Annotated in this window: 21 protein-coding genes and 1 tRNA gene; 15 read left to right on the forward strand and 7 right to left on the reverse strand. The window is 68.5% G+C overall.

Features of this window, described 5'->3' with window-relative positions:
• Positions 1–32 precede the first annotated feature (32 nt).
• Positions 33–644 (reverse strand): arylesterase, encoded by a 612-nt coding sequence (locus tag pbN1_RS17250; RefSeq protein ID WP_169203619.1) that lies wholly within the window; start codon positions 642–644, stop codon positions 33–35.
• Here pbN1_RS17250 and pbN1_RS17255 point away from each other — a divergent pair.
• Positions 628–1353, forward strand: coding sequence for an ABC transporter ATP-binding protein (locus tag pbN1_RS17255; protein WP_169203618.1), 726 nt, complete (start codon positions 628–630; stop codon positions 1351–1353). The genes pbN1_RS17250 and pbN1_RS17255 overlap by 17 nt on opposite strands.
• Here the strand turns inward: pbN1_RS17255 and hpnE are convergent.
• From hpnE to hpnC, 3 genes are read right to left on the reverse strand one after another with little or no spacing between them, the layout of a single operon-like run.
• Positions 1350–2675: a hydroxysqualene dehydroxylase HpnE gene (gene hpnE, locus pbN1_RS17260; RefSeq protein ID WP_169203617.1), complete on the reverse strand. Its 1326-nt coding sequence runs from the start codon at positions 2673–2675 to the stop codon at positions 1350–1352. The genes pbN1_RS17255 and hpnE overlap by 4 nt on opposite strands.
• Before the next feature lie 34 nt (positions 2676–2709).
• Positions 2710–3543, reverse strand: a complete 834-nt coding sequence (gene hpnD, locus pbN1_RS17265) for a presqualene diphosphate synthase HpnD (RefSeq protein WP_169203616.1) — start codon at positions 3541–3543, stop codon at positions 2710–2712.
• 6 nt (positions 3544–3549) lie between these two features.
• Entirely contained in the window at positions 3550–4383 is an 834-nt protein-coding gene (gene hpnC / locus pbN1_RS17270; RefSeq protein ID WP_169203615.1) for a squalene synthase HpnC, read from the reverse strand.
• 259 nt (positions 4384–4642) lie between these two features.
• On the opposite strand from hpnC, the gene pbN1_RS17275 reads away from it, so the two are divergent.
• The 8 genes from pbN1_RS17275 (at position 4643) to pbN1_RS17310 (ending at position 14731) form a co-directional block, all read left to right on the forward strand.
• Entirely contained in the window at positions 4643–5320 is a 678-nt protein-coding gene (locus tag pbN1_RS17275; RefSeq protein ID WP_169203614.1) for an ABC transporter ATP-binding protein, read from the forward strand.
• A gap of 142 nt (positions 5321–5462) precedes the next feature.
• Positions 5463–7979 (forward strand): ABC transporter permease, encoded by a 2517-nt coding sequence (locus pbN1_RS17280; RefSeq protein WP_169203613.1) that lies wholly within the window; start codon positions 5463–5465, stop codon positions 7977–7979.
• Positions 7979–9085 carry a lipocalin-like domain-containing protein gene (locus tag pbN1_RS17285; RefSeq protein WP_169203612.1) on the forward strand — a complete coding sequence of 369 codons (1107 nt, stop codon included), beginning with the start codon at positions 7979–7981 and terminating at the stop codon, positions 9083–9085. Before pbN1_RS17280 ends, pbN1_RS17285 begins: the two co-directional genes overlap by 1 nt.
• Before the next feature lie 73 nt (positions 9086–9158).
• Positions 9159–9243: transfer RNA gene (locus pbN1_RS17290), tRNA-Leu, on the forward strand.
• Between the two features lie 61 nt (positions 9244–9304).
• Positions 9305–10105 carry a tyrosine-protein phosphatase gene (locus pbN1_RS17295; protein ID WP_169203611.1) on the forward strand — a complete coding sequence of 267 codons (801 nt, stop codon included), beginning with the start codon at positions 9305–9307 and terminating at the stop codon, positions 10103–10105.
• A 90-nt stretch (positions 10106–10195) separates the two neighbouring features.
• Positions 10196–10900 (forward strand): polysaccharide biosynthesis/export family protein, encoded by a 705-nt coding sequence (locus tag pbN1_RS17300; RefSeq protein WP_169203610.1) that lies wholly within the window; start codon positions 10196–10198, stop codon positions 10898–10900.
• A 37-nt stretch (positions 10901–10937) separates the two neighbouring features.
• Positions 10938–13229 carry a GumC family protein gene (locus pbN1_RS17305; protein ID WP_169203609.1) on the forward strand — a complete coding sequence of 764 codons (2292 nt, stop codon included), beginning with the start codon at positions 10938–10940 and terminating at the stop codon, positions 13227–13229.
• Complete coding sequence (locus pbN1_RS17310) at positions 13226–14731, forward strand: J domain-containing protein (RefSeq protein ID WP_210147556.1); 1506 nt, start codon at positions 13226–13228, stop codon at positions 14729–14731. The genes pbN1_RS17305 and pbN1_RS17310 overlap by 4 nt, the downstream gene beginning before the upstream one ends.
• 133 nt (positions 14732–14864) lie before the next feature.
• Here the strand turns inward: pbN1_RS17310 and pbN1_RS17315 are convergent, their stop codons facing one another.
• The 3 genes from pbN1_RS17315 to pbN1_RS17325 form a co-directional block, all read right to left on the reverse strand.
• Positions 14865–15365, reverse strand: coding sequence for a hypothetical protein (locus pbN1_RS17315; protein WP_210147557.1), 501 nt, complete (start codon positions 15363–15365; stop codon positions 14865–14867).
• Between the two features lie 75 nt (positions 15366–15440).
• Positions 15441–16706 (reverse strand): tetratricopeptide repeat protein, encoded by a 1266-nt coding sequence (locus tag pbN1_RS17320; RefSeq protein ID WP_169203230.1) that lies wholly within the window; start codon positions 16704–16706, stop codon positions 15441–15443.
• Positions 16707–16998: 292 nt separating this feature from the next.
• Positions 16999–18003 (reverse strand): Rpn family recombination-promoting nuclease/putative transposase, encoded by a 1005-nt coding sequence (locus pbN1_RS17325; RefSeq protein ID WP_169203229.1) that lies wholly within the window; start codon positions 18001–18003, stop codon positions 16999–17001.
• A 472-nt stretch (positions 18004–18475) separates the two neighbouring features.
• Between pbN1_RS17325 and pbN1_RS17330 the strand changes: the two genes are divergently transcribed.
• From pbN1_RS17330 to pbN1_RS17355, 6 genes are all read left to right on the forward strand, one after another.
• Positions 18476–19582: an MraY family glycosyltransferase gene (locus pbN1_RS17330; RefSeq protein WP_169203228.1), complete on the forward strand. Its 1107-nt coding sequence runs from the start codon at positions 18476–18478 to the stop codon at positions 19580–19582.
• Between the two features lie 212 nt (positions 19583–19794).
• Entirely contained in the window at positions 19795–20052 is a 258-nt protein-coding gene (locus pbN1_RS17335; RefSeq protein WP_169203227.1) for a DUF4160 domain-containing protein, read from the forward strand.
• A gap of 4 nt (positions 20053–20056) precedes the next feature.
• Positions 20057–20314, forward strand: a complete 258-nt coding sequence (locus pbN1_RS17340) for a DUF2442 domain-containing protein (RefSeq protein ID WP_169203226.1) — start codon at positions 20057–20059, stop codon at positions 20312–20314.
• Between the two features lie 57 nt (positions 20315–20371).
• Positions 20372–20617 (forward strand): DUF6364 family protein, encoded by a 246-nt coding sequence (locus pbN1_RS17345; RefSeq protein ID WP_169203225.1) that lies wholly within the window; start codon positions 20372–20374, stop codon positions 20615–20617.
• The gene (locus pbN1_RS17350) at positions 20617–21045 is read left to right on the forward strand and encodes a TA system VapC family ribonuclease toxin (RefSeq protein ID WP_169203224.1); all 429 of its coding nucleotides are present in this window, start codon (positions 20617–20619) and stop codon (positions 21043–21045) included. The genes pbN1_RS17345 and pbN1_RS17350 overlap by 1 nt, the downstream gene beginning before the upstream one ends.
• Before the next feature lie 294 nt (positions 21046–21339).
• On the forward strand, positions 21340–22785 hold the full coding sequence (locus tag pbN1_RS17355; RefSeq protein ID WP_169203223.1) for an MBL fold metallo-hydrolase: 1446 nt from the start codon (positions 21340–21342) through the stop codon (positions 22783–22785).
• Positions 22786–23019: the final 234 nt, after the last annotated feature.

Genomic DNA, 23019 nt, shown 5'->3' on the forward strand with positions numbered 1-23019 from the left:
GGCGCGGTGCGACCCCGGGCCGCGCGCAGCGGCTATCCCTTCAGCATCGACACGAGCTGCTTCCAGACGGTGTCGACGATGAGCTCCTGCGCTTCGGCGGTCGGGTGGATGCCGTCGGACTGGAACAGCTCGTGCCGGTCGGCGAAGCCGTCGAGCAGGAAAGGCACCAGCGGCACCTTGTGCTTGCGGGCGACCTCGGCGAAAGTCTGTTCGAAACGCCGCGTGTAGGCCGGACCGTAGTTCGGCGGCATCTGCATGCCGACCAGCAGCACGCGGGCGCCGCGGCTGCGCGCGACCTCGATCATCGCCGCGAGGTTCTCGGCCAGCAGGCGTGGTGGCAGTCCGCGCAGGCCGTCGTTGGCGCCGAGTTCGATGATCAGCAGGTCCGGCGCGTGGCGGTCGAGCGCGGCCGGCAGTCGCGAGCGTCCGCCCGAGGACGTCTCGCCGCTGACGCTGCCGTTGATCACCGTGTGGCGGAACCCTTCGCGTTCGAGGCGCGTCTGCAGCAGGGTAGGCCAGTCCTGCTTCGGGCGCAGGCCGTAGCCGGCCGAGAGGCTGTCGCCCCACACCAGTATCGTTGCCGCCTGCGCGGCGCCCGAAACCATTATTGCGAAGAAGAAGATCACGATGGATCGCAACAGCATAAAGTTCTCCGTTCCGGTGATCGAGGTCGCCGGCCTGTCGAAAAGCGTGCCGCTCGGCGACGGCGCGGGGACGCTGCGCATTCTGCAGGATGTTTCGTTCAGCGTGGGCGCCGGCGAGTCGGTCGCGATCGTCGGCGCGTCCGGCTCCGGGAAATCCACGCTGCTCGGATTGCTCGCCGGGCTCGATGTTCCCAGCGCCGGCACCGTGCGTATCCAGGGCACCGACATCTTCTCGCTCGACGAGGATGCGCGCGCGGCGTTGCGCGGCGAATCGGTCGGCTTCGTGTTCCAGTCGTTCCAGCTGCTGCCGGCGCTGACCGCGCTCGAAAACGTCATGTTGCCGCTCGAGCTCGCCGGCGCCGACGATGCCGGCGCCATTGCGCGCCAGTGGCTCGGGCGGGTCGGGCTGGCCGCGCGCGTGCGCCATTACCCCAAGCATCTTTCCGGCGGCGAGCAGCAGCGCGTCGCGCTCGCCCGCGCGTTCGCGCCGAGCCCGCGGCTGCTGCTCGCCGACGAGCCGACCGGCAACCTCGACGCCGCGACCGGCGAGGCGATCATCGAGCTGATTTTTTCGCTGAACCGCGAAGCGGGTACGACGCTGATCCTCGTGACCCATGACGAATCGCTGGCGCGTCGCTGCGGGCGGATATTGCGGATGCACAACGGCGCGCTGAGCGAGCCCGCGATCGCGCTCGGGGCGGCAACCTAGCGCTTCGCGCCTAGTGGCGATGCCGGCGACTCCAGCGCCTGCAGTACGCGCGCGGCCGTGTCGACGCCCGAGCGCACCGCCGATTCGAGCGTAGCCGGATAGTCCGGGTCGAGATAGTCGCCGGCGAGCCACAGCCCGGCGATCGGCGTCTGCGGGCCGGGGCGGGCGAGGCCCGGGCGGCACGCGAAGGTCGCGCGTTTCTCGGTGATGACCTGCGACCATTCGGCCGCGGGCAGGCGGCGTTGCAACTGGCGTTCGAGCTGCGCATGCACCGCGAGTGCGAGCGCTTCGCGCGACAGCGCCTCGTGTGCGCCGTGCGCGCTGATCACGCAGGCGATGAGGCCAGCCGGGCCGCCGAGCCGGCCGCGGTCGAAAGCCCACTGCGCGGGGCCGTCGGCGAGGCCGATCATCACGTGCGCGAGCCGCAGCGGCTTGCCGAGCGCGAGGTACACGGTCGTGATCGGTTCGCTCGGCAGCGCGTCGATCTTTGCTGCGAGCCGGCTGCAGCCGTCGAGCGGGGCGAGCAGCGCCGCGGCGTGATGCGGCGCGGCGGCGACGACGACGTGCGCGTAGCGCTGGTCGGCCGGATCGCCTTCGAGGCGGGATCCGCCGGCGACGGGGCGGATCGCCTCGACCGCGGTGCCGGTGCGCAGCTTGCCGCGCCGCACGGCCAGATAGCGCGCCGCCGGCACCGGGAAGAGTTCCGACAGGTCGACGCGCGGGATCAGCAGCTCGCTCGCCGACGCTCCCGCCGCGAGGCTGTCGCGCAGGACGCTCGCGAAGACCTGCGCCGACGCCTCGGCGACCGGCGTGTTCAGTGCTGCGACGCACAGCGGCTCCCACACCAGGCGCGACAGCCGCTCCGGCTGGCGCGTGTCGTGCAGCAGCCGCTCAACCGTCAGCTGCGCGTCGACGCGGAAACGCTGTTTTTTGAGGAAGCGCATCAGCCGCAGCATCGCGAGCCGGTCCGCCCAGCCCAGCCCGGTCGCGCGGAGCAGGCCGACCGCCAGATGCAGCGGTGCCGGCAGCCGGGCCGCCTGCAGGTGCAGGTGGCCGGGGGTGTGCAGCGTCAGCGGCAGGTGTTCGAGCAGTTTCGGCGAGCCGCCGGTCAGGCGCAGCAGGCGCGTGAGTTCGGTGTACGCGCCGATCAGGATGTGTTGGCCGTTATCGACGCGCCAGCCGTCCTTCGCGACGACCCGCGCGCGCCCGCCCAAGGTGTGCGAACGCTCGAACACCGTCACCGGCACATGCCGCCGCGCGAGCTCGACCGCGCACGCGAGGCCCGCGTAGCCGGCGCCGACGATCGCGACGGGCTGCGTCACGCCGCGGCCGTCGCCGGTTCGCCCGCGCTGCGCGTCACGCCCTGACCCACGTCGAGCCGGCGATCCAGATCTTCCTCACCGGCGTCAGCGACGTGCGCCGGTCGAGCACCTGGAAGCCGTCGCGCGCGATCTCGTCGAGCAACGTGCGATAGATCGCCGCCATCACCAGGCCGGGCCGCTGGGCCTTGCGATCGACCGCGGGCAGGTGCTGGAACGCCTGGTCGTAGAACTTGCGCGCCCGTTCGGCCTGGAATTGCATCAGCGCGCGGAAGTTGTCGCCGCCGTGTCCTTCGAGGATCTGGCTCGCCGGCACCTTGAAGCGCTGCAGGTCCTCGATCGGCAGATAGATCCGCCCGCGCCGCGCGTCCTCGCCGACGTCGCGGATGATGTTCGTGAGCTGCAGCGCGATGCCCAGGTCGTGCGCGTACTTCAGCGTCTGGCGGTCCTGGTAGCCGAAGATCTCGGCCGCGAGCAGGCCGACGACGCTCGCCGCGCGGTAGCAGTACAGCTGCAGACCCTTGAAATCGAGGTAGCGCGTCTGCCGCAGGTCCATCTCCATGCCGTCGATGACCTCGAACATCTGCTCGCGCGGCAGATTGAAGCGGGCAAGCACGTCCTTCAGCGCGAGGCCGACCGGATGGCTCGGGTCGCCGGCATACACCCGCGCGATCTCCTGGCGCCACCAGTCGAGCGTGTTCTGTGCGATCTGCATGTCGTTGCATTCGTCGACGACGTCGTCGACCTCGCGGCAAAACGCATACAGCGCCATGATCGCCTGCCGCCGCTCGGGCGGCAGGAACAGGAAGCTGTAATAGAAGCTGGAACCACTTTTTGCGGCCCGGTCCTGGCAGTACTCGTGAGGGGTCATGGGCGGTTATCCGATTCCTTCATATCGCAGGGCGCGCCACGCGAGCCGCGGCCAGTCGCTGCGGCCGAGCGTCGGGCGGCGGTGGAACACGTCGTAGTCCGCCGCTTCGATCAGTTCGAGGATGCGCAGGCCGCCGGCGACCATCAGGCGCAGCTCCCAGCCGATGCGGCCCGGCAGGCGGCGTGCGAGCGGCGCGCCTTCGAGCATCGTCGCGCGCGCGCGCTGCACCTCGAACGCCATCAGCGCGCGCCACCGCTCGTCACAGCGGCCGGCGTCGATGTCCGCCTCGCCGACGCCGAAGCGCGCGAGGTCGTCCTGCGGCACGTAGATGCGGCGCTTCGCCCAGTCGACCGCGACGTCCTGCCAGAAGTTGATCAGCTGCAGGCTGGTGCAGATCCTGTCCGACAGCCGCAGGTTGTCCGCCGTTGCCGCGCCGTAGAGATGCAGCAGCAGGCGCCCGACCGGGTTTGCCGAGCGGCGGCAATAATCGCCCAGCTCGGCGAAGTTGGCGTAGCGCGTCTTGCCGACGTCCTGGCCGAACGCGTCGAGGAGGTCGCGGAACAGCGGCAGCGGCAGCGCGTGGGCGCGGATGTTGCGGGCGAGGCGGTCGAACATCGGCGCGAGCCCGGCATCGCGGGGCGGCGCGCCGCGCCCGATCGCGTCGAGTTCGAGGCGGTAGTCGTTGAGCCGCGCGAGCCGCGCAATCGCCGGCGCGTCGCCTTCGTCGGCGATGTCGTCGGCGCTGCGGGCGAACGCGTAAATGGCTTCCACCGGCTCGCGCAAACGGGCCGGAAGCAGCAGCGACGCGACAGGAAAGTTCTCGTAGTGATCGACGGGCATGGCGGGGCGCCGGGAGTATACGCGATCGGCGTGGCGCCTTCCGGTGTTCGGCGCCCATTTGTTCGGCGCCTATTTGTTCGGCGCCTATTTGTTCGATTCGCCCCCGCGTTGCCTGCCGCATCGACCGGACAGCAGGGCGACAAGCACCGCCGTTCGGATTATTGTTCAGGGCTGCATGCGAGCGGCGTGTCCCGCGACGGAGGCGGGAGCCGAAGCGGGAGCGGGCGGCATTTTTCGTCAATGAGGGGGCGCTGAATCGATGCTGGAACTCGACGGCCTGGCGAAACGCTTCGACGGGCAATCCGGACGGGCGCTTTTCTCGCACGTGTCGCTGCGGCTCGCGCCCGGCGAGTGCGTCGCGATCATGGGGGAATCCGGCGTCGGCAAGTCGACGCTCTTGAACTGCATCGCCGGGCTCGAACCGGTCGATGCGGGCAGCATCCGGCTCGACGGCACCGAGCTTGTCGCGCTCGACGACGACGCTTTCGCGCGGCTGCGGCGGCGCAGCTACGGTTTCGTGTTCCAGGCTTTTCACCTGCTGCCGCACCTGACGCTCGCGCAGAATGTCGCGTTGCCGCTGTGGCTGCTCGACTGCCCCGCCGCCGAGGCGCAGCAGCGGGCGAGGGCGATGCTCGCGCAGGTCGGGCTCGCCGACCGCGCCGACGACTGGCCGCGGCACCTGTCGGGCGGCGAGATGCAGCGCGTCGCGATCGCCCGCGCGCTGGTGCATCGGCCGACGCTGGTGCTCGCCGACGAGCCGACCGGCAACCTCGACGCCGAGCGCGCCGCCGACGTCCTCGAACTGCTGCTCGGCAGCATCCGCAGCGCCGGCGCGATCGGCATCCTCGTCACGCATTCCCGCGCCGCGGCCGCGCGCACCGACCGCGTGCTGCGCCTGACCGCGACGGGCCTCGCCGAGGAGGCGGTGGCCGCGTGAGCGCTTCGCCGGGCCGCCCCAAGAAGCGCTCAGTCCCGCTTGGCGGGGTGGAGTGGGGGTTTGGCGGAGCACTGCTCCGCGCCTGCGGAACGGGCCGGCTGTGCAAAGCCGGCCCTCCCGCGCGTAGCGCGAGGGTGCTCCAATGAGCGCCGGGCTGCGCCACGTGTTCCTCGCGAGCCTCGCGCGGCGGCGGCTCGCGACCGCGCTGTCGCTGCTCGCGATCGCGCTCGGCGTCGCGCTCGGCCTTGCGGTGCAGCTGATCCACGGTGCGGCGCTCGACGAATTCGGCCGCGGCATGCGTCTCGTCGCTGGCGAAGCGGACCTGCAGGTGATGGGCCCGCGCACAGGATTCGACGACGCGGTCTACGTCCTGCTCGCGCAGCGCCCCGAAGTGGCCGACGCCAGCCCGATCCTCGAAGTGGAGGCGTCGTTGCCGCAGCGCGACGACTCCTTGCGCGTGTTCGGCGTCGACGCGCTGCGCGTGCGGCGCGTCCAGCCCGCGCTGACGCCGGTGCCCGATGCGGAGGCTGCTGGCGAATTCGACATCTTCGCCGCGGACGCGGTGTTCCTCAGCCCCGCCGCGCAGGCCGCGCCCGCCCTCACACTGGGCGCGGGCGGCACGCTCGCGGTGCTCGCCGGTCCGCGCGAGGAACACCTGCGCATCCTCGGCAGCGTCCCCGGCGCCGGCCGCGGCCAGCGCCTCGCGGTCATGGACATCGCCGCCGCGCAGCGGCTGTTCGACCAGGTCGGGCGCGTCACGCGCATCGACCTGCGCCTCGCGCAAGGCGTCGACCGCGCCGCGGCGATCGACCGGCTGCGTCCGCTGCTGCCGGCCGGCGTCGAACTGCTCGCCCCCGAAGCCGCCGCGTCGCAGGTCGCCGGGCTGTCGCGCGCGTACCGCGTGAACCTCACGATGCTCGCCGCGATCGCGCTGCTGACGGGCGGCTTCCTCGTGTTCTCGACGCAGCTGCTGTCGGTCGTGCGCCGGCGCCAGGAGCTCGCGTTCCTGCGCGCGCTCGGCCTCGACCGCCGCACGCTGCTGCGCGGCCTGCTCGCCGAAGGCGCAGTGCTCGGATTCGGCGGCGGGCTGGTCGGCGTCGCGCTCGGCTACGCGCTGAGCGGGCTCGCGTTCTCGATCGTTGGCGCGGACCTCGGCGCCGGCTATTTCGAGGGCGTCGAACCCGGCCTGCGCTTCGAACCGCTCGCTACCGCAGCCTATCTCCTGCTCGGCGTCGCGGCCGGCGTCGCGGGAGCGTGGCTGCCGGCGCGCGAAGCGTGCCGCGTCGCGCCGGCGCGGGCATTGCGCGCCGGCGACGACGTCGAAGTGTTCCGGGCGCGCCCGCGCGGGCCGGCTGCACTCGCGTCGCTGGGGCTCGCGCTGCTGCTGTGCCTGCTGCCGCCGCTCGGCGGCGTCCCGGTGTTCGGCTACGCGGCGATCGCGCTGATCCTCGCCGGCTCGGTGCTGGTCCTGCCGGCCGTCGTGCGGCTCGCGATGCGCGCCCTCGACGGGGGGCGTTTCGTCCTGCTGCGCCTCGCGCACGCCCGGCTCGCCGCCGCGCCCGGACAGGTCGTGGTCGCCGGGGCCGGCGTCGTCGCCAGCGTCGCGCTCGCCGCCGCGATGGCGATCATGGTGAGTTCGTTCCGCACCTCGGTCGACGACTGGCTGTCCGACGTGCTGCCCGCGGATCTCTATCTGCGCGCGTCCTCGTCGGGCGCGAGCGCGTTCCTGACGCCCGAGGTCATCGCCCAGGTCGCCGCGACGCCCGGCGTCTCGTCGGTGCAGCCGGTGCGTTTCGACACGCTGCGTCTCGACGAGGCGCAGTTTCCGGTGACGCTGATCGCCCGCCCCGTCGCCGAGGGCGCCCCGGTGCCGCTCGTCGAAGGCGACGCCGCCAGCGTGCGCGGAGCCGATGGCCTGCCGCCCGCGTGGGTGACCGAAGCGATGGCCGATCTTTTCCGCCTCGCCGTCGGCGACACGCTGTCGCTGCCGCTCGGCGGCGCGCCGCATCGCTTCCGCGTCGCCGGCGTGTGGCGCGATTACGCGCGCCAGCACGGCGCCGTGCTCGTCGAGCTCGCCGACTACCGGGCGCTGACCAACGACTTCCGCTCGAACAACGTCGCGATCCGCGTCGCTCCCGGTGTGCAGGCGGAAGCGGTCGCCGCGGCGCTGCAGGCGCAGTTCGACGGACGGAACTTCGAGCTCGCCGCGCCGGGCGAGATCCGGGCGACGACGCTGGCGGTTTTCGACCGCACGTTCCTCGTCACCTACCTGATGGAAGCCGTCGCGATCCTGATCGGCCTGTTCGGCGTCAGCACCAGCTTTGCCGCGCTCGCCACCGCGCGGCGCAAGGAGTTCGGCATGCTGCGCCACTTGGGTCTGACGCGGCGCGACATCGGCCGGCTGCTCGCGCTCGAAGGGGCGCTCGGCGCGGCGGTCGGCGTCGCGGTCGGCATGGCGGCGGGCGGCGCGGTCGCGCTGGTGCTGGTCGAAGTCGTCAATCGCCAGAGCTTTCACTGGAGCATGGATATCCGGCTGCCGCTGGCGGCGCTCGCCGCGTTCGCCGTCGCGCTGGTGCTGCTCGCCGCCGTCGCCGCGCGCTTGTCGGGCTATCAGGCGATGCGCCAGTCGGCGGTGCTCGCAGTACGGGAGGATTGGTGATGCGCGCCTATGTTGCCGCGGCGCTGCTGTGGCTCGCGTCGGGCCTGTCGGCCGCGCCGCCGGCGCAGAGCGGGAGCGGGAGCAATAACGAGAGCGATCCGCCCGGCTATCCGCCGGTCGTCGCCGGCCGCCCGCTGCAGTTTCCCGCCGACCACGGCGCGCACCCCGATTACCGCACCGAGTGGTGGTACGTGACTGGCTGGGTCACGGACGAGGACGGCGTCGAGCGCGGCTTCCAGGTCACGTTCTTTCGCGTGCGCACGCGCATCGGCGAGGACAACCCGAGCCGCTTCGCGCCGCGCCAGCTGATCCTCGCGCACGCCGCGGTCGCCGATCCCGCCGAAGGCCGGCTGCTGCACGCCGAACGCGGCGAGCGCGCGCTCGACCCGCTCGCCGGCGCCGCCACCGGGCACACCCGCGCGTGGGTCGGCGAGTGGGCGCTCGAATGGTCGCAGGACCATTACCGCGCCTCGGTCGACGCCGACAGCTTCGCCTACGACCTGCGCTTCGACCCCGCCGGCCCGCCGCTGCCCAACGGCCAGGACGGTTTCAGCCAGAAGGCGCCCGACCCGCGGCACGCGAGCTATTACTACAGCCGTCCGCAGCTCGGCGTGAGCGGCAGCCTGCGCGTGCGGGGCAAGACGCACCGCGTCGCCGGCCACGCGTGGCTGGACCACGAATGGTCGAGCGCCTACCTGCCGGAAAAGGCGCGCGGCTGGGACTGGATCGGCATCAACCTCTCCGACGGCGGTGCGCTGATGGCGTTTCGCATGCGCACCGCCGCAGGCGAAGCGATGTGGACCGCCGGCACGCTGCGCCGCGGCAACGGCGCCCCGCGTGCGCTCGCCCCCGGGCAGGTCGCGTTCATCCCCGGGCGGCGCTGGCGCTCGCCGCGCACCGGCACCGAATACCCGGTCGAATGGCAGCTCGACATCGACGGCCGCCGCCTGCAGCTGCAGCCGCTGATGGACGACCAGGAACTCGACAGCCGCCGCACCACCGGCACCGTTTACTGGGAAGGCGCGGTGCGCCTTCTCGAAGACGGCCGCGAAATCGGCCGCGGCTACCTGGAGATGACGGGCTATGGCGAGCGCCTGAGAATGTAGCCTCAATGTAACGTCGGCCATCCCCCCTTCTATGTATAATCCGCGCTCCGGGCGTCGTTCGAGCGCCTGGCGGGCGAGGGTGGCGGAATTGGTAGACGCACTGGATTTAGGTTCCAGCGCCGCAAGGCGTGAGAGTTCGAGTCTCTTCCCTCGCACCACCCGGCTTTTCTGCATCCGCACCCGCATCCTTTCCCGTATTTTTTTCGACCCCCGCGCGGCATGATCGACCTGCACTGCCACATGCTTCCGGGCATCGACGACGGGGCAACCGATCTTGCGACTGCGCTCGACATGGCGCGCATGGCCGCGGCCGACGGCATCACCACCGTGGCGTGCACGCCGCACATCTATCCGGGCATGTTCGACAACGACAGCGCCGGCATCGCCGCGGCGATCCACGCCCTGCAGCAGGAAATCGACGCCGCCGGAATCCCCCTCCGGCTGACCTGCGGGGCCGACGCGCACGTCGCGCCGGAGCTGCTGTCGCGGCTCAAGGCGGGCAGCGTGCCGCGGCTGGGCGACAGCCGTTATTTTCTCCTCGAGCCGCCGCATCACGTCGCGCCGCCGCGCTTCGAGGAATTCGTCTTCAATCTCCTCGCGTCCGGTTACGTCCCCGTCGTGACCCACCCGGAGCGGCTGACCTGGATCGAAAGCCACTACCCGATGTTCGGCGAACTCGTCCGCTCGGGGGCGTGGATGCAGGTGACCTCCGGCAGCCTCACCGGGCGCTTCGGCAAGGAGGCGAAATACTGGGGCGAGCGCATGCTCGACGAGGGCCTCGTGCATATTCTCGCGACCGACGCCCACAGCGCGCGCCGACGGCCCCCGCTGCTCGCCGAAGGGCGGGCCGCCGCCGAACGCCGGCTCGGCGCCGACGAGGCATGCAATTTGGTCGAGGTCCGGCCCGCGGGTATACTCCGCGACCTTTCGCCCGAGGAACTGCCGCCGTTGCCGCAAACCCGCCGTTCTTCGGCGAGCATGCGACCCGGCTTCTTCAACCGGCTGTTTCGACGGCATTAGCCTGCTTTGTCGAAAACGTCAGATTTTTCCGCGTCGGCCACAGGCTCTTGCCCTAGAGTCTCGGCTCCGTCGTCCGGGGAGTGGTTGTAAATGCGTGTTTACCTTGCAGGCGTGATGTTGTCCTGCGCAATGATTTCGTCGTCCCCCGTTCATGCCCAGGCGACGTCCACGCCGGCGCCCGTGGCGTCGGTCCTCCCGTCGGCGGGCACCGCGCTCGACGATCCCGGTCCCCTGTTCGACGACTACTACATCGGGCCGTATGACCTGCTCGAAATCACCGTCTTCCAGGTAGAGGACCTGTCGCGCACGGTGCGCGTCAATGCGCGCGGCCTCATCGGGCTGCCGCTGATCGGCCAGGTCCAGGCTGCGGGGCTGAGCGCCCGCGTCGTCGAGGAGGAGATCGCGCGGCGCCTCACCGAGTGCTGCCTGCAGGACCCGCAGGTCACGATCTTCATCAAGGAGTTCGTCAGCCAGCGCGTGACCGTCGAAGGCGAGGTGACCAAGCCGGGCATCTTCCCGCTGTCCGGGCGCACGTCGCTGCTGCAGGCCATCGCGCTCGCCGCCGGCGTCAGCGAGATCGCCGATATCAACCAGGTCAGCATCTTTCGCACGCTCGCCGACGGCAACAAGGAGCAGCTGGTGTTCGACCTCGAAGCCGTGCGCTCCGGCAAGGTCGATGACCCGCTCATCCAGGGCAACGACGTCGTCGTCGTCGGCAGCTCGACGACCCGTTCGATGGTCAAAAGCGTGACCGGCACCCTGCGCGGCTTCATCGGCTTCGGCACCGTCCGCTAGTCTTCCGAACAATTCGCAAAAAAAATCCCCGGAAATGATGGATAACACAGAAAAGCCGGATGCCGGCGACGAGCGCGGGCAGGAAGCCCCGCGCCGCAACGCGCTGATCGAGCGCCGCGAAAGCACCGCGCTCGCCCGTCCCACCGAATGGCGTTCCCATGTCGAGGAGGACGATGACGACACGATCGACCTGCGCGCGATCTGGGACACCATCGTCAAGCGCAAATGGACGGTGATCACGTTCTTCGTCATCGTCATGGTCTCGGTGCTGACCGCGACCTTCCTGATGACGCCGATCTACCGCGCCAGCCTCACGCTGCAGATCGAGCGCCAGGAAGCCAAGGTGCTCGACTACCAGGGCGTCACGCCCAACGAAATGCAGGGCGACACCAAGGACTTCTACGAGACGCAGTACGAGCTGCTGAAGAGCCGCTCGCTCGCGCAGCGCGTCATCGACCAGCTCAACCTCGGCGACCACCCGGTTTTCGCCGCAGCTAATCCGTCGCTGCTCGCCAGCATCAAGGGGCTTTTCGTAGGGGAGGAAGAGGAGGCAGAGGCGGTCGAAGGCGACGCCGAGCAGATCCGCAAGCTCAAGCTGACGAAAGCTTTCCTCGAAAACCTGACGATCGAGCCGGTGCGCAATTCGCGCCTCGTCAAGATCCATTTCGACAGCCCCGACCCGGTGCTCGCGAGCCGCATCGTCAACGCCATCTCGGAAGCCTTCATCAATGTGAACCTCGAGCGGCGCATGGACGCGTCGTCGTTCGCCAAGGTGTTCCTCGAAGAGCGGCTGCAGCAGTTGAAGATGAAGCTCGGCGAAACCGAGAAGGAACTCGTCGCCTTCGCGCGCGAGGAACAGATCGTCCGCGGCGGCGAGCAGGAAGCGAGCGTCGACACCCAGGTCATGCAGGAATTCACCACCGCGCTGGCCAAGGCGCAGCAGGAGCGCATCCGCGCCGAAGCGATGTACCAGCAGCTCGAAAGCGGCAGCGTCGAAGGCATCCCGCAGGTGCTGGAAAACAAGGTGATCCAGGAGTTCAAGGGCCACAAGGCCAAGCTCGAAACCGAGTACCAGGAAAACCTCAAGATCTACAAGCCCGGCTATCCGAAAATGGTCCAGCTGCAGAGCCAGATCGACGAGATGCAGGCCAAGATCGCCGAAGAACTCGCCCACGTGCGCAGCGGCATCCGCAGCGCCTACCAGGCGGCGCGCTCGCAGGAGGCGATGCTGCAGGTGAAGATGGACGAGAGCAAGCGCACCGTGCTGGGCGTCCAGGACCGCAGCATCCAGTACAACATCCTCAAGCGCGAAGTCGACACCAACCGCCAGCTGTATGACGGCCTGCTGCAGCGCTACAAGGAAGTCGGCGTCGCCGGCGGCGTCGGCGTGAACAACGTGTCGGTCGTCGACAAGGCCGAAGTCCCGCTCCAGCCGTTCAAGCCGAAGACGCTGCTCAACGCGCTGATCGCCGCGCTGCTCGGGCTGTTCGGCGGCATCGGCCTGGCTTTGCTGTTCGAACACCTCGACGACACGATCAAGGACGGCGAAAGCATGGAGCGCCTGCTCGGGCTGCCGGTGCTGGGCCTGGTGCCGCTGATCAAGCGCGCTGGCGACGCCACTCGCGAGCTGGTGCTGGAGCAACTCGACGACCCGCGCTCGGGCTTCTCCGAAGCCTATCGCTCGCTGCGAACCGCGATGCAGTTCTCGACGCAGGACGGGATACCCAAAGTCCTGATGGTCACCAGCGCATCGATGGGCGAAGGCAAGAGCACCACCGCGCTGGCGCTGGCGATCAACCTGTCGCAGATGGGCGCGAAAGTCCTGCTGCTCGACGCTGACCTGCGCAAGGCCTCGATGCACCGCAAGCTCGGCCTGGCCAACACGGCGGGGCTGACGAACTACCTCGCGGGCGACTCCAGGCCGGTCGACGTCACGCAGCCGACACCCTATGACAAGCTCTTCGTCATCACGTCCGGGCCGCTGCCGCCGAACCCGGCGGAACTCCTCGGCAGCGCCAAGATGGTCGCGCTGCTCGATGTCGCCAAGGACCGTTTCGACTGCGTCATCGTCGACGGCCCGCCGGTGCTCGGCCTCGCCGACGCGCCGCTGCTCGGCAGCATCACCGATGCCACCGTCGTCGTCGTCGAGGCGGGCGGCACGCGCAAGGACTTCCTCGCCGGCGCGCTCAAGCGTCTGCGCAGCACGCGGACCCACGTCATCGGCGGCGTGCTGACGAAGATCGCATCCCGCAGCGGTGCCCAGGGCTACTACTACAACTCCTACTACCAGTACGGCGGCGACACCGAAGGCAGTCGTTCCGCGGCATGAGCGCGGCCAACCAGCAGGGCGGCGGGGGGGCCGCCGAGCTAGCGCTGGCCGTGTTCGCCGAGCCGACGCGCTTCGGCGAACTGGTGCGCGGCGGCGGATCGCTGCCCGCGGACACCATCGTCGTCATGCGCGCGGCAGCCGAAGCGATGCGCGACGGCAGGCAGCACATGCTCGACGAGAACCGGCGCGCGGCGCTGTTCTTCGTCGAGCATGTGCTGCTGGCGTATGAAGCGGACCATTACCGTGCTCTCGGGCTGAACCGGGACGCCACGGACGACCAGGTGCGCGAGCACTACCGCGTCATGATGGGCATTTTCCATCCCGATCGTCAGGGCTGGGCCGACAGCGACCGGGAAAAACTCTCGGCGCGGATCAACCTCGCGCACCACGTGCTGCGGGACGCTCACCGCCGCGCGGCCTACGACCTGGAGCGGATGCAGGCGCGGCCGCGGATGTCCGTCTCGATCAAGATCGTCTCGCAGGCGGAACGCAAACGCGCTGTCGACGCCGCCCCCACGCTGTCGGAAAAACTGCCCCTGACCGTGCGGCGGAATTTCCCGCAGTACGTCCTCGGCAGCGTCGCGCTCGTCGGCCTCGTCGCCGTCCTCGCCGTCTATTTCAATCGCGCCCCTGCCGGCGCGATCGGCGCGTCCCGGGCCGCGTCGAAAGTCCCAGCCGCCGTTGCCCGCCCCGAACGTCCCGCCCCGGTTCCGCAGGCCACGGTTCAGCAGGCCCCCCTCGCAGCGGCGCCGGCCAAGGTGGCAGAAGTCGTGCCGGCCAAGGCGATGCCCGCCGCGTCGCCGGTGCCGCCAGCAGCCGGAAACATCCCGGCGCCTGCAACCCCCGCCCCCGTGGACCGGACACCGGGAAAAAACCCGCCCGACGCAGCTATCTCCCCGGTTCGCGAACACGTGCCCGAGCTGCCCGAGGCCGTCCCCGCCGTTCGCAGCGAACGCCCGCCGGTCGTCGTCGACAAACCGCTCGAAGTGGCCGCAGCGCCTGTCACACCCCCGCCGCCGCGCGCCCTCCCGCAGGCTGAAACGCAACCCCCGCCAGTCGAAATCATTCCCGCACCCGCACGCGCCGCGGAGGCGCCTGCTCCCGCGAGTCCGCCGGCCGAAGCGGCCGTTCCTGCCGGCCTGACGGTATCGGACGCAGCGCGCGTCCTGGGCCAGTTCTCGTCGTCCTATCAGCTCGGCGACATCGACCGCTTCATGAAGCTGTTCACCGAAGATGCACGCTCCGAAACCGGCCGCAGGGCGCAGATTCGCAAAGACTACGAGCAGCTGTTCGGCTCGACCCAGGCGCGTCGCATCGAACTCCTCGACATGCGCTGGTCGCCGGACAGCGCCTCGGCGCGCGGCGAAGGCGGCTACCTGGTGCGGATCCGGCGCAGGGGCGACGCCGGCGAGGAAGTGTTTGCCGGATCGATCCGTCTGGAACTCACCCGGCGCGGCCAGGACGTGCTCATCAGCGGCCTGTTCCACAAGCCCTCCGACTGACCGGCAGGGCAGGGTGGGGCGGGCTGAAACCCGTCCGCTCGTTCGGCGCGCTTTCCCCGGCACAATTGAAAAGGGCCCCGCGCTGTGCGGAGCCCCTTGGAAATTCGACCGGCGCGGCGCGTGGCCGCTCGGCTTATTGCCCGCTGATCGGGGAGTCGTTGTGGTCGTCGTCGTGGTTTATGCCATACGTGGCGCCCGCCAAGACCAGGCCGCCGCCGATCAGCGCGCCCATGCCGGAACTCAGGCCCCCCAGGCCACTGCCCGGCAGATTCGACGCGCCTGGGTTCTGCGGCGCGCCGATTGCGGCGGCATACTTCGCGGGTTCGGGGTTTGCCGACAGCGGGCCGGTGGCGCAGACATCCACGCCGCCGATCGCCAAGACTGCGTTTTCCTTGAGGTTGGTCACGCAACCTTTGGTAAACGCGACGTCGGCCTTCGAACCTTTCAGCGTGATGACGCGGTCGCCTTCGAGCAGGGTGGAACCGGCCTTGGCGACGGTGTAATCCTTGCCCTTGTGGATCAGGACTTTTCCATCGACGGCCGTCAGTGCGGCCACCTGCAGCGGCTCGGCGGCATGCGCGGCACCCATCGTGCCAACCAGGGCGATTGCGGCGGCGATTCCAGCGATTTTCATTGTTTGGCCTCTCGGTGAGTTCAATGTAACAAAATTCGATGTAACAAAACTTTGGAACGGAAGATACAGGGCGCATCAGCGAGCGTCAAGCCGCTCGATCACAATGTCATCGAACCAGATCGGCCCGCTGGCCTCGAAGTCCAGCGCGACCTGGCCACCGAGCTGTAGCCGCAGCACCTGTGCCGGGCACTGCACGGCGGGGACGGTGAAGGGCGTCTCGAACTTGCGCCACGCCGAGCGGCCGGAAAAATATTCCGTGACGCCGATCTCTCGCTCGCGCGCGCCGCCGATGCACGCCACCGTCCACGTCAGTCCCGGCTTCGCTTCCAGCCCGTCGGGGCGCACCCGCCCGCGCAGCACGTAGCTTCCCGGTTCCAGCATCACGTGCTGGCTCAGGTGGCGGTAGCGCACGCGCGGGCCGCGAAACACGACGTTCAGCGCGGCGGCGCCGGTCGCGCCGGGCGTAGGCAGCGGCTCGGCCAGCACGTGGCCCGCCTTCGCGCTCACCCAGTCGAAGCCGACGCCCGAGAGTGGCTGTTCGAAGCCGCCGTTGAACACGTTGCCCATTCCTTCGAGCTGCTCGACCGGCAGCGCGCTCATCCACGCCAGCCGCGCATCGAGCCACAGGCCTTCGCGCTGCAGGCGCCGCAGCACCGCCGCGAGGCCGTGGCCCTGCAGCGAATTCGCCACGCTCGCTTCCGACAGCGCATACAGCGCCATCACCGTTTCCAGCCGCTCGCCCTTGTTCGCCGCGAAAGCGACGAACGCCGGCCACCACGCCACGGGTTCCGCGAGCAGCGCCGAAAGCGCCGCGCGATTCGCGGGTTCGTCCGCGATGCGCAGCAGCTCCGGGAACATCGCCGCGCGCAGGCTGCCGCGGCGGGTCAGCGCCACGCTCGAATGGCGCAGCGCCGCGGCGAGGTCGTTGCGCCCCAGCTCGAACCCGGCCGCGATCAGGCGCACATCCACCTTCGCCGGCGCGAAGGCCGCCGCCGCGTCGATCGCGCTCCTCGCGCGCCGCTCGTCGCCGGCTTTTTCCCACAGCGCGCCCAGCAACGCATACGACAAGCCGTAAGTCGGATCGGCGCGCACCGCCCGCTGCAGCAGCGCAACCGCCTCTTGCGGGTCGGCGTCGAGCAGCTGCCGCGCCTCGCGGGTCAGCGCGACCGGATGTTCCACGCCAGGCAGTTCCGCCGCCGCCACCGTTTCGCCGGCATCGGCGTAGTGGTCGGCGAGGTTCAGCGTGACGATCCGCCACGCCGCGAGCGCGGCGAACAGCGCGAAAGCGAGCCACCTGGCGAGGTTGAGGGGACTCGTGAAGGGGGGCGGGCGGTTTGGCATGGGGGCGCAGTATACCCGGCGCACGTTTGGTGACCGATTTTAGAACTTGAGACTCAGCTTGACGTAAGCGCACACCGCAAGGGCGGATGAGCCGAAGGCGTTATCCGCCAAGTCTTGCGGCGGTGCCTATGCAGGCGCCGGAGTGGTGGAAGGCGCTGCGCTTTTCAACCCTACGCGGGCTGCTCGCACTACGCGGGCTGCGCGGTCAAGCGCATGGCGGAGAGATCCCTGAAATGGTCACGAGGACATGCGCATTCCCCCGCGCAACAGGAAGACCGACGCCGCCGTGGCCTCAATGTTCTTCAAATACGTCATCGAGCGTCGTGGCGTCGAGCACCTTGATCGCCCAATTCTCGAGCTGGTTGGTACTCGCCGCGGCGAGCCGGACCCGGCAGGTTTTGTCGAGCGGACCGAAACGGCGGGTGAGCAGACGCTCGAGCAGAGTGACTTCGCCCTCCTGACGGCCCTCCTGACGGCCCTCCTGGCGGCCCTCCTGGCGGCCTTTCCGGAGGCCCTCCTCGAGCCCTTGTTGTTTCCACTCCTCGGTCCATTCGATCACGCGTTCTGCAAGCATGGTTTCTGCCTCGTGTAAGTCCGCAATTTCCGGGATCCGGACGCCCGGCAGGCGCCCGGGCAACAGCACCCGCTTGATCCAGACGGTAAAGGCACGCCGCAGGCTGCTCTGTTCGGGGGCGCGCACCCAGTCGCTCAGTGCCGCGATCGTTTGCCGCAGATCCTCCGGGCTGTGGCTGCGCTCCAGCCGAAAGAGCGCGGCGGCCAGATTCCGGATGTCGGGCAGATCGCTTTCGCGTAGCGCCCCTTCGTCGAGCAGCAGGTAGCGCATCTGCGGGCGGTAGCGCTCGAGCCCGCCGCCGGGAAGGGTTTCGACCAGCTCGGCGACGTCGGTGGCGGCGTTCCATCTCGACTTGCCATTATAGAGAACCAGCGGCAGCACCGGCGGCAGCTTGCCATCCGCGCTCAGGCTCTTCTGGCGGACCAGCTCCTGATAGAGCAGGCCCACGTAGGTGAGCAGGCGCACGGCCATGAACGGGTCCGAGCGCGACTGGAACTCGAGCAGCAGATAGACGTACAGCCAGCTCTCGCCCCACCGCACTTTCCAGATGATGTCGTCTTCACGGTCACGCAAGTCGTCCGCCACGTAGCTGCCGCTGACCTTTTCGAGGCTGCCGAAGTCGAGGCCGGCCACCCATTCCTCGTGCACAAACCCGCGCAGCAAGTCTTCGACCATCTGCGGGTGCGAGAAGAGGTGTTTGTAACCGTTGTCGTGGTCGGTCATGATCGCTGCCGTCATTTTTGGGCGGCCGCCGGGAAAGCGGCCTCGCCATTTTGCACCACCCCGTTGCCACTGGTGCGCGGAATGCTCAACCCGCATAAGGCGGAAGGCGCTGCGCTTTTCCGCCCGAGCTCACCCGGCCTTTTCCCACAGCGCGCCCAGCAATGCGTACGACAAGCCGTGTGTCGGGTCGGCGCGCGCCGCAGTCCGGCGCGCGTCGATCCGGGAGATACCGTAATTACGGTATAACCCTGCTCATGACACTACCTTAGATGCCTTACCGATAAGTACCTGCATTCTGCCGTGAAATATTTGCTTGCAGGGCATGTTTATGTTGATAACATTGCGCCCCGTGCTTCGAAAGAAGCCGCAGGGCCGCGCCCCCGAGGGCATTTCCGCCGATCCGAGACTTGTCGGGGCGGGAAGGCAAGGGCACAGGCAACAAGCAAACAAGCCAGAAAATGAGAAACGCCTGATGAGTTTTCCGGAAAGTTTTTTCGCCATCGCAGCAACCTCCTGCCTTGTTGCCATTGTCATCGTCCTCACCAAGAATCTGCACGGTCGCTTCACGCTGGACTCGGATCATGGAATCCAGAAGTTCCACGTCGCGCCGACCCCGCGCGTCGGAGGCGTCGCGGTGGTGGCGGCGCTCGTCGTCGGCGCCTTCACGGCGGGCGCGGACGAGCAGGCGATCCTCTTCCCCCTCCTGCTGGCCGCGGTGCCGGCGTTCGGCTTCGGCATTGCCGAAGACCTCACCAAGAAGGTCAGCGTCACCCGGCGGCTGGTGGCCACGCTGTGCAGCGGCGTGCTGGCCTGGCTGCTCACGGGCATCGCGCTGCATCACCTCGACCTCGCGCCGGCCGATTTCATCCTGCAGTGGCTGCCGGCGGCGGTGATCCTCACCGCGTTCGCGGCGGGCGGAATCGCCAACGCGGTCAACATGATCGACGGCTTCAACGGTCTCGCCGGCGGGGCGCTGGTCATCATGTTCGGCGCGCTCGGCCTCGTGGCCTTCCAGGTGGACGACGTCGTCCTCGCGTCCGTCTGCTGGACTTTCGCCGCCGCGTTCGCCGGCTTCCTCGCGATCAACTTTCCCGCCGGCAAGATCTTCCTCGGCGATGGCGGCGCCTATCTCGGGGGCTTCGCGCTCGCCTGGCTCGCCATCCTGCTGCCGGAGCGCAACACCGAAATCTCCCCGTGGGTCAGCCTGCTGATCTGCGCCTACCCGGTGATGGAGCTGATCTTCAGCATCGCCCGCCGGCGCCATCGCGAGCACCACCCGGGCGCGGCCGACCGCCTGCATCTGCACAGCCTCGTGCATGCGCGCGTCGTGCGCCATTTCGTCCACGCAGACCACCCCACCTTGCGCAACGCAGCCGTTTCGCCGCTGATGTGGCTGTTTGCGTTCGTCCCCGCCGGCTTCGCGCAGTTCGGCTGGCACAGCCGCAGCCAGTGCCTGGCCGCGGTCCTTCTCACGTTCGCGGCCTACCTGCTGTGCTACCTGCGGCTGGTGCGTTTCCGCTGGCCGTGGTCTCCCGCCTCCGCCGCCCTGGACAACGCCGACGCGCTCGACCGCGCCTGAGCGTTTTCCCGCCATTTCCAGTGATAATCCCGCCCCGGCTTCCACCTCGGGCGCGACGCGGTCGTGAGAATCGTCGCTGGCAACCCGGCGCGGCAGTACGTGCGGCGCCTGTGGTACGCGCGCTCAACGTCGAAGTACGTATCATCGTGGTCCTGGCATAAGTGGTCCGGATACCATGCCAAGTCATAACCAACAGCTACAAGGTTCATCCAATGCCTGAGATCAGTCGCTTCCTGGGAATCGTGATCTACATGAACTGGGCGGATCATCCCTTGCCTCACTTTCATGCGCGGTACGGCGCCTACGAGATCATGGTGGAGATCGAAACTGGCGTCGTCCGTGGCGAGTTCCCCAAGCGCGCCCTTCGTGCAGTCCTTGAGTGGCTGGACGAACATAAGGCCGAACTCGCAGAAGACTGGGAGCTTGCGCAGCTGCGTAAGCCGCTCAAACCGATTTCGCCTTTGGAGTAAGACCATGTTCCTACATACCACACGCGTTGAAGTGCGCCCCGGCTATCGGCTCTACCTACAGTTCAATAACGGCGCCGCCGGGGAAGTCGCCCTGCTCGATGAACTTTGGGGGGAAATGTTCGAGCCGCTCAAGGACGAAACGCTCTTCAGGACCGCCCATCAGGATGAAACGCTGGGCACCGTGGTCTGGGCCAATGGCGCCGACTTCGCGCCCGAGTTTCTGCTCGCGCTGCTACAGGCTCAGACCAGCCAGGTGGCATGATTGCCTCCTTCCCGCTGATTAGGATTAGACCCTGAGGGAGTAACTGAGGAGCTCACCATGCGCACTACGATCGACATCGAAAGCGACGTCCTTGCCGCCGCGAAGGAAATCGCACGCCAGCAACACACCAGTGTCGGCAAAGTCATCTCCCGGCTCGTTCGCCAAAGCCTGACCGGTGCCGCTGCCCCGCAAACCGTTGCCCACCAGACTCCCGCAGTCCCCGGCTTCGAGCCCTTTCCGGCCCGTGACGTCATCGTGACCAACGAGCTCATCGACCGTCTGCGCGACGCCGAGGGAATCTGATGCGTGCGCTGCTGGACGTGAATGTCCTCATCGCGCTGCTCGACGGCAGCCACGTGCACCACGCACGCGCAAGCCGGTGGCTCGCAGGTGAAATCGAGCATGGCTGGGCATCGTGTCCGCTGACCCAAAACGGTTGCCTGCGCATCATGGCTCAACCTGCCTACCCGCAGGCTTTGCCACTGGGCGCCGTTGCAAGCCGTCTGGCCCAGGCCACCGCACACCCGGCGCACCAGTTCATCGCCGACGACTACAGTCTGCTCGATGGCGCACAGATCACCTGGCAAAACCTGCTCGGTCACCGGCAGATTACCGACACTTATCTGCTCGGCCTCGCCGTGCGGCACGACTGCCGCTTCGTCAGCTTCGATGCACGGATCAACCCCGGCATCGTCACCGGCGCACAGCCCAAACACTGGTGCACGCTTTGACGCGGCCGGCTCTCAGTACAAGCAGTACGGTACATAACCCTGCTCATGACACTACCTTAGATACCGTACCGATAGGTACCCGCACTCTGCTGTGAATTATTTGCTTGCAAGGTATGTTTATGTTGATAACATCGCGCCCCATGCTTTGAAACACCCGCCCCATCCAGAGACATGCGCAATCTGTCGGATATCAACCTCGCCCTCATCGTCGCTAACCGCTTCCCCGGCAGTCGCCGCGACGTGACCAACGAGGTGCACTGTCGCGATCGGTGCGGCTCGGACAGCTGACCCCCCATGCTCACGATCACCCACCACGGCGCCATCACCGGCGTTACCGGCTCCTGCCACGAACTCACGCTGCACGGGCCGGGTGGGGCGAAAGCCGGCATGCTTGTCGACTGCGGCATCTTCCAGGGCACCGAAGCCGCCGGGCGCAGCGGCGCCGATGAGCTGGCCGTCGACTTTCCGATCGCGCACCTCCGCGCGCTGGTCGTCACCCACGTCCATATCGACCACGTCGGGCGCATCCCGCAGCTGCTTGCGGCCGGCTTCGACGGGCCGATCCTGTGCTCGCCGCCTTCGGCGCTGATGCTGCCGGAGATCCTCGAAGACGCGCTCAAGATCGGCTTCACCCGCGACGCCCGCCTCATCGAGCGCGTGCTCGACCGCATCCGCGCCCGCATCGTGCCCGTGCCGTTCGGCCAGTGGCATACCGTGTTCAACGACGGCGCCGGCCGGCTCGCGATCCGCCTGCAGCGCGCCGGCCACATCCTCGGCTCGGCCTACGTCGAGTGCGACGCCACCACCGCGGCCGAACACCAACGCATCGTCTTCTCCGGCGACCTCGGCGCCCCTGATTCGCCGCTGCTGCCCGAACCGCGCCCGCCCGAGCGCGCCGACCGCCTCGTCATCGAAGCCACTTACGGCGACCGCGACCACGAAGACCGCGCCACCCGCCGCCACCGCCTTCAGGCCGTGCTCGAACACGCGCTCGCCGACGGCGGCACGGTGCTGATCCCGGCTTTCGCCATCGGCCGCACGCAGGAACTGCTCTACGAAATCGAAGACATCATCTTCGAAGCCGGCGACGACCCGCGCTGGAAAGAGCTCGACATCGTCGTCGATTCGCCGCTCGCGGCCGAATTCACCCGTCTCTACCGTAAGCTCAAACCGTACTGGGACGAGGAAGCGACTGCCCGCGTACGCGAGGGCCGCCACCCGCTGTCCTTTGACCAGCTGCTCGTCCTCGACCGCCACGAAGACCACCTGAAAGCGGTCGATTACCTCACCCGCACCGGCCGGGCCGCTGTCGTCATCGCCGGCTCGGGCATGTGCGCCGGCGGGCGCGTCGTGAACTACCTCAAGGCGATGCTCGGCGACGCGCGCAACGACGTGCTGTTCGTCGGCTACCAGGCCGCCGGCACGCCGGGCCGCGACATCCTCACCTTTGGTCCGCGCGGCGGCTGGGTCATGCTCGACGGCGAGCGCCACCCGATCCGCGCGCAGATCCACCAGGTCGGCGGCTATTCCGCGCATGCGGGGCAGTCGGACCTGTTGAGGTTCGTCACCGGGATTCCGCAGATGCCTGCGGAGATCCGCATCGTGCATGGCGACGACGAAGCGAAGGCGGCGCTCAGGCGCAAGCTGGAAGCGGCCGGTGCTGGCAACGTCCTGATTCCCGACGCCACTGCCGGCGAAATGCCAAAGGTATCGCCATCTCACCAAGGCTTCACAAAGTGAACCTCATGAAAATCCACGTCCTTATCGCAATCGCTGCGCAATAAAATCGACCAGAAACGATTTAATCGATAAATTTTCGACCGCCACGTTCGTTTTTCGACTGCCATGCCATCCACCCGGCTTCTCTTCGACAACAGCGCGCTAGCGCTCGACGCCTCGCGGCGTTGGGCAGGCTATGCTGCGCTGATGCGGGGTTTGAAGCTCGAAGCGCCGCTGACCGAGCGCTGCGCCGTG

Origin of the sequence: Aromatoleum bremense (genome assembly GCF_017894365.1) — a bacterium.
Taxonomy (GTDB): Bacteria; Pseudomonadota; Gammaproteobacteria; order Burkholderiales; family Rhodocyclaceae; genus Aromatoleum; species Aromatoleum bremense.